Raw genomic sequence first — 12,746 nt, 5'->3', positions numbered from 1 at the left:
GTCAAAAGACTTTTAGATTTTTTAATATTTATAAATCACTCCTGTAATACTCCAATTTGGACGGTCTATCATTTCTAATTGCCCTTTTTTTCCAATTGTTGTTAAAAGAAGAATTATATGACAACCTTTTTTTGCAGCCTCTTTTTTTAATTCATCCTTTGCATTATTAAATTTTACAGTATTATTATAGACCCAATCTTTACTTAATTTCACTGTTATTTTTTCCACTTGTGCAAGACCTGCAATATCGTATTCGCTATTTGTTATTGTAACTTTCTGCCAATCTGATTCCTCATTGATTATAACTTTATCAGAAAATTTTTGAATTCGACCACTTGCAAATTTAACGTGTGAAACATAGTTTTTGAAAACAGAGTTTACTAAATCTTCTCCGTTATATTTATAGTTAATAGTTTTTTCTCCAATTTCTGTAATTTTACATAGTATAGAATCATTTTTATGCGTAAAGATTTTATCTTGGGCATAGCTATACTTGCTAAATAATATAATTGAAACAATTTTTAATATTTTAAGCATAGTTGTAAAATTTAATTTTCGTTTATTGAGTTTTTGCTTCTTTAAAATATCTACCAACTAATTTATACCTGCCACAAAATGGCTCCAAGTAATCTAAATAAAGCTAGCTTTATGATATAAATTTTTTTATTCCTATGCTAAAATAATCTTTTTTTGTTATGAATTGCCAAAGGCTTTTTTTATTTGAATGATTTTTCTTCATTAATTGCAATCATCATTTTAGTATTTTTGACTTTAAACACAGCAGATTTTCATTTAATTCACCCACCTCAAAATCAATATATTTAACACATTCCCTCCAAACCCCAAAAATTAAAATCCAAAATAACAACCCATAATTAATTGAAAGTAATATTTTTACGAAACATAAACTAAAATACACATCATGCAAGTAGGAATAATCGGATTAGGAAAAATGGGATTTAATCTCGCCTTGAATTTAAAACGTAACAAGTATCAGGTGGTGGCACAGGATGTTAACGCCGATTTTGTTTCACAAATTGGCGATCAGGGAATTGAAACCGCCTATACGGTAGAAGAATTATGCCAAAAACTAACCAGCCGAAGAGTGATCTGGCTAATGGTTCCGGCGGGTGAAATTGTAGATGCCGTTATTGTTTCCTTGCTTCCGTACTTGTCCAAAAACGATATTATTATTGATGGAGGAAATTCGAATTACAACGATTCAAAACGTCGTTATGCCCAACTAAAAGAAATGGAAATAGATTTTCTGGACTGCGGCACTTCGGGCGGCACTTCGGGTGCTTTAAACGGTGCCTGCACGATGATTGGCGGGGATGCGGAGGTATTTGAGTACGTAGCCGGAGTTTTTAAGGATATTTCGGTAGAAAACGGATTTCTGTACACCGGAGCAGCCGGAAGCGGGCATTTTACCAAAATGGTCCACAACGGAATCGAATACGGTATGATGCAGTCAATCGCTGAAGGATTTGAGGTTTTTGAACATTCCGAATTTGATATTGATTTTGAAAAAACGGCCAAACTATTCAATCATGGTTCTGTAGTCCGCAGCTGGCTGATGGAACTGACAGAAAATGCGTTTTCCAAAGATGCCCGACTGGACGGAATCAAAGGCATCATGCATTCTTCGGGAGAGGGAAAATGGACACTGGAAACCGCTTTGGATTTAGGCGTTCCAACTCCGGTAATTGCCCTTTCGATCATGATGCGTTACCGTTCTCAAATGTCGGATACGTTTTCAGGAAAAGTGGTAGCGGCACTTCGAAACGAGTTTGGAGGACACGCTGTTGAAAAAAGTGAATAATAGTTGGGGCTGATTTCCTAAGATTATTTTCGAATACTATTATTTATCATCTCTCACACCTCACACCATGTCATTACTGATTCTGATTGCCAGTATTCTTTTATTATTGCTCCTCATTTCCGGGGTAAAACTCAATGCTTTTATTGCCTTGATTATCGCAGCCTTTTTTGTAGGAATCGCAAAAGAAATGCCTTTTCCGGATTTAATCAATTCCATTCAGCAGGGAGTTGGAAGCACATTGGGTTCTTTAATTTTGATTATTGCATTTGGTGTAATACTAGGAAATCTGCTTTCAGATAGTGGCGCTGCGCAGCGAATAAGTTCGGTTATGATTCGCTCGTTTGGCGTCAGGCATATTAAATGGGCAATGGTCATTACGGGTTTTTCAGTGGGGATTTCGATGTTTTACAATGCCGGATTTATCATTTTGATTCCGATGGTTTTTGCAGTTGCCAAAAGCACCAAACAGCCTATAATTTATCTCGGAATTGCAATGGCTTCGGCACTTTCCATCACACACGGTTTTTTACCGCCACATCCCGGACCTACAGCGATTGCCGTTATTTTTAAAGCCAATATAGGAAAAACACTTTTTTACGGACTCTTGGTTGCATTGCCTGCACTTTTTGTTGCCGGAATTGTGTTTCCCGAATTCATAAAAAAGATCAATGCTTTTCCTCCAAAAGGATTATTTGAAAGCAAAACGTTTACAGAAGCCGAAATGCCTTCTTTCGGAATCAGTATCCTGACCGCATTGGTTCCGGTTTTTTTAATGGGAATGGCGACTTTCAGCGAATTGGCTTTGCCGGAAGAATCTTCATTGCGTTCTGTTTTTCTTTTTATAGGAAACCCAACCACTTCGATGCTGATTGCCGTACTTTTTGCGGTATTGTCATTGGGTATTTTTCGCGGAAGAAAAATGCAGGATATTATGGACAAGTCGGGTAGTGCCATGAGTGCTGCGACGATGATTATTTTGATTATTGGGGCAGGAGGGGCTTTCAAGCAAGTCCTGATCGATAGTGGAATGGGTTCGGATTTAAGTATATTTTTCGAGAAATCATCGCTTTCGCCGTTGGTTTTGGGCTGGCTGATTGCTACTATAATCCGGATTGCTTTAGGATCTGCTACGGTTGCCGGATTAACAGCCGCAGGAATTGTACAGCCTTTGGTAATTGCTTCGGGTGTAAGTCCGGAATTAATGGTGCTTTCCATAGGTGCCGGAAGTTTGATGTGTTCGCATGTCAACGATACCGGATTCTGGATGTTCAAGGAGTATTTTGGCATTAGTGTTTCGGATACGTTTAAAACCTGGACGGTGATGGAGACGATTATTGGTGTGATGGGATTAATAGGCGTATTGCTAATGAATTTATGGATCAAATAAAAGAAATGGAATCACTTTATATCGGAATCGACATTGGAACAACGGCTACAAAAGCAATTTGTTTTGACGAACGCGGAAATGTAGTCAGACAGGTTTCATATTCCTATCCGATGCACCATCCAAAACCAAATTGGAGTGTCCAGAATCCACAGGAAATTTTGGAAACGGTTTTGAATTGTATTAAAGAAATCACTACAGGAATTGAACCTGAATTTATAAGTTTTAGTTCGGCGATGCAGAGTATTATTGCGATTGATGAAACCGGAAAAACATTGACAGCTGCTATTTTATGGGCCGATAACAGAGCCAGTGGAATTGCTGAAAAACTGAAAAACTCTGAAAAAGGAAAGCAATTTTACCAAAAAACCGGAATTCCGATTCATCCTTTTTCACCCATGACCAAAATTGCGTGGTTTAAAGAATTTGATTCGGATATTTTTTCGAAAACCTATAAATTCATTAGCATTAAGGAATACGTCTGGCATCATTTGACGAATGAGTATTGTACCGATACTTCAATGGCTTCCGGTACCGGATTATTGAACATTCATACTTTGCAATGGGATGATGAAGTGCTGGAATATTTAAACATAAACCCTGAGCAATTATCTGCTGTTTGTAAAGTTACACACCAATGCAAAGGAATTTCGGATGACTTTCTGTATGTGATTGGAGGCGGAGACGGTGCTTTGGCCAATTTAGGAACGGGAGCAATGAACAAAAATTGTATTGCCCTGACCATAGGTACAAGCGGTGCTGTGCGATTGCCGATTGATAAACCGTATGTCGATGAACAGATGCGAACGCAATGTTACCACTTGATGGAGAATCAATACCTTACTTTGGGAGCGGTAAACAATGGCGCTATCGTTTTGCAATGGCTTCGCGAAGTATTATTAAAAACAGACCAGTCTTTTGAAGTCCTTTTTGAAGAAGCACAAAAAATCCCTGCCGGTTCTGATGGTTTGCTTTTTGTACCTTATTTGTTAGGCGAAAGAGCACCAATTTGGGACGCTTCTGCACAAGGATCGCTTTTGGGAATGCAGATCACACACACACAAGCACATTTGACAAGGGCAACATTAGAAGGTATTTTATTTGGACTATTCCAAATTACAGAAATCCTGCTTCCCGATCCCGAAAAAAGAAAACATACCAAAGTGATGGTCAGCGGCGGATTCGGAAAAAGTGAATTGTGGCTACAAATGGTTGCTGATATTTTTCAAATGCCCGTAGCAACTTCGAAAACCATTGAAGGATCTGCCTGGGGCGCTGTTTTGATAGGCATGAAATCTTTAGGAATTGATGTAAGTAACGAAAATAAAACCGGAAAGACTTTTTTTCCGGATACTTCGCATAAAAAGGTGTATGAAGATGCTTTTACTAAGTTTAAAAAGGTTTATCCTGTATTGAGGGATTTGTAGTGATTCTGGGATTGATATTAATTTTTAACACATAGAATCATAGTTTTTTGTTAGAATAAAAAAGTCGTTTCACTTATATAAAATACATATAGCTATGTAAAAGAAATATATATTATTTATGTATTCCTTTTAAAATAAATCTATGTTTATTTGTTGGAAATATAGCCACAGATTTAAAAAAATCTGCTCAATCTGCAGAATCTGCGTGAAAAACATTTTTTCTGTACTGCCAATAAAAACATTTATAAAGAAACTTCTAATACGTATCAACCACAGTCACCAATAGATCAGAATCTACCAAATCAGAAGGCGAAACCACTTTCTCGTCCAGCGGAATATCATTACCGTATCTTTCTTTTAAAACCTTTTTCACCCTTTCATCCGTTAGATTAAAATCTTTCAATTTCCGCAGTTTTGATAATTCGATATTCGCTCCGTTTTTATAGATTTTCCAGACTAATTCCGAGCAGTAAATTCGGGTATCGGTCCATTCAAAAAAGGCGTCGTACTCTTTACCGTCAAATTGCTGGCTGTAGTCTTTCATTTTTTGCAGTGTATTTGGGGTTAATACTTCAGCAGCATTTTTTAATCTTTTTACAACATAATTTTTATCTCTTCCATGCGTAATCCAATCGTTTAGAGGTGTTAGTTTTACGGGCTGAACGGCTTCAAAAACAAATGAACTTCCGTTTATTTTAAAGACGATTCCACAATGCGAAAACTTGGAATTGGTTGCAATTCGTACCGCTTCACACTGGCTGGATTCTGAAGTTTGAAAAATAATATCACCATCCTGAATCTTTTCCGGTAAACTGGTTTGTTCTTTTGAATTTGCTGCCAAAAACGGATTGCTCGGAAAAACCTGCATCGTCACGTATAAAGCACAACAAAAGCTAAGTAAAAAGGTAATTCCGAGTACGAGGTATTTTGTTTTTTTCATCTTGAAATTTAAAACTTAAAAGTATTATTTATTTTTTACGATCTGACTATTCTTAAATTTAAAATTACAAATGTACTATTTTCAGCTTGTTATTTGATTTATGGGATTAAGGTTAAAAATAACAGACCTGCCCTTAGAAAAAGAGCAGGTCTGGTGTGTAATAAATCTGGTTGTCCACTTATTTCAATCAATATTGTATATCGGGTATTGTGAAGTGGGTTAAATATTAGTTGGTTGTACTTCCTTAGATTCTTTGGCTTCCTCTTCTTCTTCTTCCTCATCTTTACTCGGGTAAATACCGTAAAGAATAAGTCCGATAAGTAAAAGTAAAATCGCTTTTCCGCCATATCGGGTATAAAACCCTAATTGCAGCAGTTCTTCTTTATCTAATTTGTTTTCCTTTATAATTTCTGCAAGTTCTGCATCTGTTACTTCATAATATTCATCTGAATCTTTTTTAGACAATACTAATTTTGGCTCAGCTGTAATCCAGGCCGGAATCACCCATGCAATATTATATTCCTGATGTAATGTTGCCAAATCCAGATATTCTGTCGAACCCGGAGTAGCAATATATCTTTCATCATTGGGCAAATCTGCAACTATTTCAATTTTATCGATTTTACCAAATGGGATCTTCACTTTTGCAGACGCCATAATGGAAGCGAAGAGTGTAATTATGGTAATTAAACACGTTTTTGTTGTCATATTTGTCATGTCTTTATAAATTTAAATGTTCAAAAAAAAATCAATTAAGATTTATTTTACAAATATAAAGTCAAAATCAAATACCGTTAGTAATCATATTTAGTGATTTTATAATCGGTTTTTTACATAAAAAAAGTGCTTTAAAACTCTAAAGCATTAGCTTGATATCTAAAGGGTTGAAATTCTTTACTATGTAAAACATAGAAAAAGATAGTTTTAGTTTAAAGTGAACAAGATAGCTCAATAAGTAAAACTGTTGGGAAATTGCTAAAGCTTTAAGAATAGAAAATTTTTAAATTGAAAAAACAGAACAATAAATCTTAATTGTTCTGTTTTTGTTAGTATCTATTTGACATAGTTAGGAGAAACACAGGTTTCCCAATAACTTACAATAGTTTTAATGGTTTCTTTTATTTCTTTATAGCTGGAAGGCTTAACAAAAAAGCCCTGAATAGATTTTGAATAGGCATCTACAACGTGACTTTGCTCAGCACTTGTCGAAAAGAATAAGTAAGGAATTGACTTGAGTCTTAAATCTTCGTTTTGATGAATTTTTTCCCGAAGTTCCATACCACTCAGCTTTGGCATATTGATATCAGAGAAAATAATAAAAGGCTCAACTTCGGTTGCTGTTAAATACTCCAAGGCACTTTCTCCATCATCAAAGAAGATAATTTCATTTTTATAATCAAGTTCCTTAAAAACTTCTGTTAAAATTTCCTGATCATCTAAATCGTCTTCAATTATAATTATTGGCCCGCCTTTGTTCATTTTTTTTGCTTTTTTGGTAAAGGTACTCATTTATTTGGGTTGACAATTTTTATGCAACTTGATTAGAGAATTGGCATAATAAAACTCCATCTGAAAGTAAACAGATAGAAGTTGGAACTTTTAAAATAAAATAAATGATTATATCATTCTTTGTATAGTTTGCTGAAATCCAGATTCGTTATATACATGAATTGGCCAGACTCATTTGAGCTTTTTTTGCATCATAGCTGCCGAAAGACCATGGATAAGCACCGAAAGCACAATTACAACTGTAGATACCCGGATCAGTTCGTATGAATTTGGAAAGTTAGCTTTCTCAAACGCATACATCAGATAAAATATCGAGCCTACACCGCGGATTCCGTAAAATGATAATGCAAATTTTTCAAATGCTGATAAATCTGTACGGTATAGCGCTATCCATCCACTAAGAGGCCTGATGATAAACAACACAATCAGTGCTGTAGCAATAGTCATAAAATCTAGCAGTTCATCAACAGAGGCATAAACATAGATGCCAACAAAAATAAATAGGAAAGCAACGAAAATTCGCTCTATTTCCTCTGTAAAGTCGTGGAGAGTGTCCATGTGTTTTACCTTGTCCTCGCTGTTGCTGAAGGCGCAAGCCGCAATAAAAACCGCAATGAATCCGTAACCGCCCAATAGTTCTGTTAACCCGTAAGGCAATAGTGTCAGCGCAAGAGACAGAATTCCCTGGCTTATGCCGGAATGATAGCTTTCAGACGTAATCTTAAATATCAGCTTGTACAAAAACCATCCTGCCAGTAATCCTATTATCCCTCCAACAGCAATTTTGTAAAGTACTTCAATATAAAACCATTTGCCAATCCATTGGCTGTAATCATGACCGTTGGCTGCAAGAAAGATAGCGAAGTAGGTGAAAGGGAATGCCAGTCCATCATTTAATCCAGCTTCGGAGGTCAGGCCAAGACGAATCTTCGACAGGTCTTTTTTGCTCGGTCGGCTCGTTTGAAGTTCTGATGCAAGTACAGGATCAGTGGGAGAGATAAGAGCACCAAACAGTACTGCAGCAGCCGGTGCAAGACCAAGTAACCACCAGCCTGCATACGCAGCGCCAATGATGGTAAGCGGCATTGTAATCAAAAGTAATCTGAATGAGTATTTCCAAGTCTCCCATGAAAAAGGTTTTTTTATTTTCAAACCTGCATTCGTCAACGCAATAATTACGACAAATTCTGATACGCGCCTTATAATGTTTGAATGCTGCATTACGTCAAAGTCGGTATATCGCCTTCCTGCAAATGCAATAACAATACCTATAAAGAGGTAAATTATAGGAGGTGTCAGGTGTTTTTTCTCAAAAACATTCGGAATTATAGCGGCCAGAAGCGTAATGATTCCGCCAGCTAATAGATAGTAGTTATAAGATTCAAGGTTAAGTAGTTTCATCATCGCAATATACATATGAATGTAAAGTTAAGTATTGCCAGGGGGGCTGCCAAGTTATTTTATAGTTACTTTGGCAGTTTATGCTTGCCGTCTGGTAGAAATTCCGGGTTATAATTTATTTATCTCATGATTGATTCGTATAGCTCATTTTCAAAATTCTCTTCTTTCATCTTTTTAGAAATTTCCACGGCTTTTATTTTATAGGATTCGTTTTCAAACAAGTCAATGATTTGAGGTTTTAGCTTTTTTTCAGAAATTTTATTAACAGATATTCCTTTGGGGCCTAAACCTGCTTTGAATATTAAATTATTCCAACCGTATTGATCAAAAACATGAGGTATAATCATAGTAACACACCCATTTTTTAATCCACTATGAGTTGTTCCTGAACCTCCGTGATGGATAATTCCATAACATTTTTCTAAAATCCAGTCATAAGGAATTTGTTTAATGAAATAAAATAAATTATGTTCTTCAAACTCTTTTAGTTGTATTATACCACCTGCGGCAGTGTTAATTATAGTTGGTATTTTAAGTTCAGAAAGTACAGATAAAAATTTCTGAGCCGTCTTTTCCGGATCTGGATTAATCATACTTCCAAATGTCAAAAACAATATCTTTTGATGCTTACCAATAAACTCAATGAGATTTTCATCAGGCTGCCAATCCAATTTTTTATTCCTTTCATGATAACCCAAAACCTGAACATTTGAACTCCAGGTCATTGGTCTTATCAATAATGAGGGTGATAGGGTATAAATCAGTTTTTCAGACAATAATTTTTCTTTTATTTGTTTCTTTGAAAAGAGTATATCCTTTGTACCTAATATCTTTTGTGCGTCATAAATTGTTTTAACTAATCCGAAGTTTGCGATTTTGTAAGTCAATCGGTTAATAAAAGAACCGTAATTTCCATCAAAGCCTGTATGGCCATTACCTTCAATATAGTGAATGAAATATGGAATCGGACTAATTAAAACTATTTTTTTGCCTGTTGATAAATGCCACAATAATGGATAGTTACATTTTCCGTTGTATATGATTAAGTCAGGTTCCTCATTTTTTACAATATCATATTGCTGTATTATCATTATTTTGTTTACAGCCATTCCTTTTTTGTAAAGCCTTAAAATGGATTTTATTTTTTTTATAAACCCAACAGAACCACCCATTACAGCTCTTCCGCCTTCACCTTCAATAAGTGCTAAAAATTCAGGGGTAAAAGAGTGATATTTATCCTTATTGGGTATGAGGTGACTGTATTGCTCAGGAATAGCATACGTTAATTTATGCTCTTTTTTGCTAAGTATTTCTCCTATTGCCAAAAAAGGCTCAATGTCCCCGCGTGTTCCAATTGACATTAATAGTATTTTCATTTTAGTTAGTTTTCATCTTTAATAAAAAATTCACACTGCTTTTTCGTGTTTAGGAATTATGAAACCGAGTATTTTGGGCTAAACGAAAATACGAATTAAACCATTAGTCCAACTAAAATATAAATACGGTAAAATGAGTGGACGGTGAGGTTGTAAAATTCAAAGGACATAAGTGCTGAATAGCCATAGTCTTAACGTCTGGCATGTTTTTCAGTCAGACAGGTTGGTGTATAACCAAAATGTTTTTTAAATGCATACGAAAAGTGTGATAGATTTTCAAAACCAACTTCGTAGCAAACATCAATTGGCTTCTTTTTATTTTCAACAAAATGATAATGAGCTAATTCTAACCTTTTTTTAGTAAGCCAACGCTGTGGGGTAGTGCTGAATATCCTGCTAAAGTCACGCTTGAAAGTTGTCAGGCTGCGACCTGTCAGATAACTGAATTTTTCTAAAGGCAGATTGAACATAAAATTCTTTTCCATATAATCTGCTAAATCAATTTTGCCCGGCTCATCAAAATTTGCCAGTACAGTGTCAATTTCTTTATCAATAGCCCTGAGAATACTGATCGCTTCTGTAATTTTTAGCGAGGCAATATCCTCAGGAAGTTCTTTCATTTCAAAGTAAGGAATCAATGAAGCAAGACAACTCTCCAATAAAGGATGATTGTTGAAAGAATATATTTTTTGTGGCTGCAATGCTTTAGATGTCACATTCAGGTTCGCGTAAAAATGTCTTAGCCTGTTTGTAGACAAGTGCATTACTACTGTTTTATGTGGCTGGCCATTTTTAGGATAATTAATAATCGTTGCCAGTTGATTTCTGGGGATTAAAAATATATCATTTTTCTTGAAAAAGTAGGTAGCATCGGTCTGTACGATTTTTGTCTCACCCGAAATGAACCAAATTAGCATATGCTGGTCAAACATAATATCAGACTTGAAAAACGTATCTTCATAGCAGGAAAGTTTTATATCCCCGGTTATATATTTTGCCTGATATTCCATAGTTAACAATTAAAAGCCTTTCTTAATTAAACGAAAGTGGTAATACAAAAATAGAAATAATCATAACGATTTGAGGTTATCGACTGACCAACATCGACCGCAAATTAAATAAAGCGCTTTCTTTCTTTCTTTCTTTCTTTCTTTCTTTCTTTCTTTCTTTCTTTCTTTCTTTCTTATATCCGTTATGATAGTATCTTTTCGCTCAAAGTTTTTACGGTGCCTGTTACCGACTTAAATGCCGGCAACTTTTTTTCAAATGCTGGTATGTTATTTAATTAGCTAATGTTGAACTTTATACCTGTCATTTCTTCGCTCCATTTCCATAAACGTTTAGCATTGCTTTCATCTAATGAATAGCGTTTTACGCCGTTTGACATTAAATTATCAGAAGCTATTTCGGCAATTTCAACATCTTCACAATAGACTCCACCGACTTGGTTGAGTAAAGATGAGGTGGCACACCAAACTGTTGTGGCTGCTCCTTGTGGAACTGTTTTCAATGATGCGGCTACTTCTGGCAAAAGAATTCCTTCTGCATCGCAGAAACCCATTTTTTGAAACAGCTCCAAAGATGCTTCTCTGCCTAATTCTGTTCCATTTATTGAACCTGGATGTAATGAATAAGCTCTTACATTAAAGGCTTTAGCCAAATTGTCTAACTCAAGTGCGAATAGGTTACTGGCAGTTTTTGATTGCCCATAAGCTTGCAGGGTTTCGTACTCTCGATTAAGAAAGTTAGGGTCGTCAAAATCAAAAGGTGCGAAATGATGCCCCTGAGATGACACATTAATTACCCGTGCACCATCTGCTTTTGTGAGGGCTGGCCAAAGTCTGGCAGTCAATTGAAACTGTGCTAAATAATTAGTAACTAACTGTGATTCGATGCCACGGCTGTCCCTACGCAGAGGTACCCACATAATGCCCGCATTGTTGATGAGTAAATGAAGGGGTCTGCCCGAAGCCAAAAAAAATTTAGCAAAGGTGTCAATTGAGTCCGGATTCATCAAATCCATAGTTTCCAATTCAACATTGGCAATTCCGCTTAAATTTCTTCTTGCTTTTTCGGTATCTCTTGCCGGTACAATTACTGTTGCCCCGGCTGCTGCCAACGTTTTGGTAGTTTCAAGGCCAATACCGGTATTGCCACCTGTTACTATGACAATTTTTCCTGTAAGGTCAATCCCTTTGATAACATCACTTGTTGTAGATGTGGCGTTGAAACCAGAATCAAGCGATTTCTGTAATACTCCCTGATAATTGTTTTGTCTCATTTTTTAAATTTTTAATTGTTTTATTGAGACAAATGTAGAGAGGATGTTACAGAAAAACTTTGTTTAAACGTCCGAATATACTTTGTTTAAAAGGTCAGAGACAAGTATAAAAACCAACTTATTTCTTTATCTGCGCTTTCAATCCAAAAGGAATTTTTAAATCGCCGGCATCGTACATATTAATGTAAATGTCGATAGTGTCTTTGCTTCCAATTTCGCTTAGTCTAAAACGATCTAACATGCCCATATTGTTTATAAAGCCATTCGGGGTTTTAAATGCGCAACAGCTGCCTGCCCTGAAATACATCATTTTTTTATCGTTAGGTCCAAATAATGCATTTAGGAATCTTCGTTCATTCAAAGGACCGTCTTTGTCATGAACTCCGCCAACCTTAATAGGATTCGATTTGTCATATCCGTAGGTAGTATCTTCGCTCATTTCGGTTAACAAATACGTGTTGTTATCAATAAGTTCGACTGGTTTTGTCCTGGTATCACCGATTCCTTTATCATCAGAAACATTCGATTTTTTTGTTGAACATGCTAGTGTTATCAGTACGGCAAGCAGTATTAGTTTTTTCATATTAAGTAGAGTGTTTAATTATG

The 12,746-nt window shown here is 35.8% G+C and carries 12 protein-coding genes; 3 read left to right on the top strand and 9 right to left on the bottom strand.

The window, feature by feature from the left end:
* Positions 1-21: 21 nt before the first annotated feature.
* Entirely contained in the window at positions 22-537 is a 516-nt protein-coding gene (locus J2W48_RS14410) for a hypothetical protein (RefSeq protein ID WP_310282335.1), read from the bottom strand.
* A 385-nt stretch (positions 538-922) separates the two neighbouring features.
* Here J2W48_RS14410 and gnd point away from each other — a divergent pair, with 385 nt between their 5' ends.
* The 3 genes from gnd to J2W48_RS14395 all read left to right on the top strand — a co-directional run bounded on the left by gnd (position 923) and on the right by J2W48_RS14395 (position 4,633).
* Positions 923-1,822: a phosphogluconate dehydrogenase (NAD(+)-dependent, decarboxylating) gene (gnd, locus tag J2W48_RS14405; RefSeq protein ID WP_310282334.1), complete on the top strand. Its 900-nt coding sequence runs from the start codon at positions 923-925 to the stop codon at positions 1,820-1,822.
* A gap of 67 nt (positions 1,823-1,889) precedes the next feature.
* On the top strand, positions 1,890-3,209 hold the full coding sequence (locus J2W48_RS14400; RefSeq protein ID WP_310282333.1) for a gluconate:H+ symporter: 1,320 nt from the start codon (positions 1,890-1,892) through the stop codon (positions 3,207-3,209).
* Positions 3,210-3,214: 5 nt separating this feature from the next.
* Positions 3,215-4,633 carry a gluconokinase gene (locus tag J2W48_RS14395; protein WP_310282332.1) on the top strand — a complete coding sequence of 473 codons (1,419 nt, stop codon included), beginning with the start codon at positions 3,215-3,217 and terminating at the stop codon, positions 4,631-4,633.
* A 256-nt stretch (positions 4,634-4,889) separates the two neighbouring features.
* Here J2W48_RS14395 and J2W48_RS14390 read toward each other — a convergent pair whose 3' ends face one another.
* The 8 genes from J2W48_RS14390 to J2W48_RS14355 all read right to left on the bottom strand — a co-directional run bounded on the left by J2W48_RS14390 (position 4,890) and on the right by J2W48_RS14355 (position 12,723).
* Positions 4,890-5,573, bottom strand: a complete 684-nt coding sequence (locus tag J2W48_RS14390; RefSeq protein WP_310282331.1) for a YiiX family permuted papain-like enzyme — start codon at positions 5,571-5,573, stop codon at positions 4,890-4,892.
* 219 nt (positions 5,574-5,792) lie between these two features.
* On the bottom strand, positions 5,793-6,290 hold the full coding sequence (locus J2W48_RS14385) for a hypothetical protein (protein WP_310282330.1): 498 nt from the start codon (positions 6,288-6,290) through the stop codon (positions 5,793-5,795).
* A gap of 336 nt (positions 6,291-6,626) precedes the next feature.
* Positions 6,627-7,082 (bottom strand): response regulator, encoded by a 456-nt coding sequence (locus tag J2W48_RS14380; protein ID WP_310282329.1) that lies wholly within the window; start codon positions 7,080-7,082, stop codon positions 6,627-6,629.
* 171 nt (positions 7,083-7,253) lie between these two features.
* Positions 7,254-8,498, bottom strand: coding sequence for a cation:proton antiporter (locus J2W48_RS14375; protein ID WP_310282328.1), 1,245 nt, complete (start codon positions 8,496-8,498; stop codon positions 7,254-7,256).
* Positions 8,499-8,602: 104 nt separating this feature from the next.
* The gene (locus J2W48_RS14370; RefSeq protein WP_310282327.1) at positions 8,603-9,859 is read right to left on the bottom strand and encodes a glycosyltransferase; all 1,257 of its coding nucleotides are present in this window, start codon (positions 9,857-9,859) and stop codon (positions 8,603-8,605) included.
* A gap of 191 nt (positions 9,860-10,050) precedes the next feature.
* Entirely contained in the window at positions 10,051-10,869 is an 819-nt protein-coding gene (locus J2W48_RS14365; RefSeq protein WP_310282326.1) for a helix-turn-helix domain-containing protein, read from the bottom strand.
* A gap of 275 nt (positions 10,870-11,144) precedes the next feature.
* Positions 11,145-12,140 carry an SDR family NAD(P)-dependent oxidoreductase gene (locus J2W48_RS14360; protein WP_310282325.1) on the bottom strand — a complete coding sequence of 332 codons (996 nt, stop codon included), beginning with the start codon at positions 12,138-12,140 and terminating at the stop codon, positions 11,145-11,147.
* A gap of 118 nt (positions 12,141-12,258) precedes the next feature.
* Positions 12,259-12,723, bottom strand: a complete 465-nt coding sequence (locus tag J2W48_RS14355; protein ID WP_310282324.1) for a 2-dehydro-3-deoxyphosphooctonate aldolase — start codon at positions 12,721-12,723, stop codon at positions 12,259-12,261.
* Between the last annotated feature and the right edge of the window lie 23 nt (positions 12,724-12,746).

Source organism: Flavobacterium piscis (assembly GCF_031457575.1).
Lineage (GTDB): Bacteria > Bacteroidota > Bacteroidia > Flavobacteriales > Flavobacteriaceae > Flavobacterium > Flavobacterium piscis_A.
Note: the sequence above shows the minus strand (reverse complement) of the source record. Positions and strands in the feature narration are given on the sequence as shown.

What these genes read in the sequence shown, in the direction of transcription:
- J2W48_RS14380 (WP_310282329.1), bottom strand. Translation starts at nt 7,082, where the DNA reads ATGAGTACCTTTACCAAAAAAGCAAAAAAAATGAACAAAGGCGGGCCA.
- J2W48_RS14410 (WP_310282335.1), bottom strand. Translation starts at nt 537, where the DNA reads ATGCTTAAAATATTAAAAATTGTTTCAATTATATTATTTAGCAAGTAT.
- J2W48_RS14390 (WP_310282331.1), bottom strand. Translation starts at nt 5,573, where the DNA reads ATGAAAAAAACAAAATACCTCGTACTCGGAATTACCTTTTTACTTAGC.
- J2W48_RS14395 (WP_310282332.1), top strand. Translation starts at nt 3,215, where the DNA reads ATGGAATCACTTTATATCGGAATCGACATTGGAACAACGGCTACAAAA.
- J2W48_RS14400 (WP_310282333.1), top strand. Translation starts at nt 1,890, where the DNA reads ATGTCATTACTGATTCTGATTGCCAGTATTCTTTTATTATTGCTCCTC.
- J2W48_RS14360 (WP_310282325.1), bottom strand. Translation starts at nt 12,140, where the DNA reads ATGAGACAAAACAATTATCAGGGAGTATTACAGAAATCGCTTGATTCT.
- J2W48_RS14370 (WP_310282327.1), bottom strand. Translation starts at nt 9,859, where the DNA reads ATGAAAATACTATTAATGTCAATTGGAACACGCGGGGACATTGAGCCT.
- gnd (WP_310282334.1), top strand. Translation starts at nt 923, where the DNA reads ATGCAAGTAGGAATAATCGGATTAGGAAAAATGGGATTTAATCTCGCC.
- J2W48_RS14385 (WP_310282330.1), bottom strand. Translation starts at nt 6,290, where the DNA reads ATGACAAATATGACAACAAAAACGTGTTTAATTACCATAATTACACTC.
- J2W48_RS14355 (WP_310282324.1), bottom strand. Translation starts at nt 12,723, where the DNA reads ATGAAAAAACTAATACTGCTTGCCGTACTGATAACACTAGCATGTTCA.
- J2W48_RS14375 (WP_310282328.1), bottom strand. Translation starts at nt 8,498, where the DNA reads ATGTATATTGCGATGATGAAACTACTTAACCTTGAATCTTATAACTAC.
- J2W48_RS14365 (WP_310282326.1), bottom strand. Translation starts at nt 10,869, where the DNA reads ATGGAATATCAGGCAAAATATATAACCGGGGATATAAAACTTTCCTGC.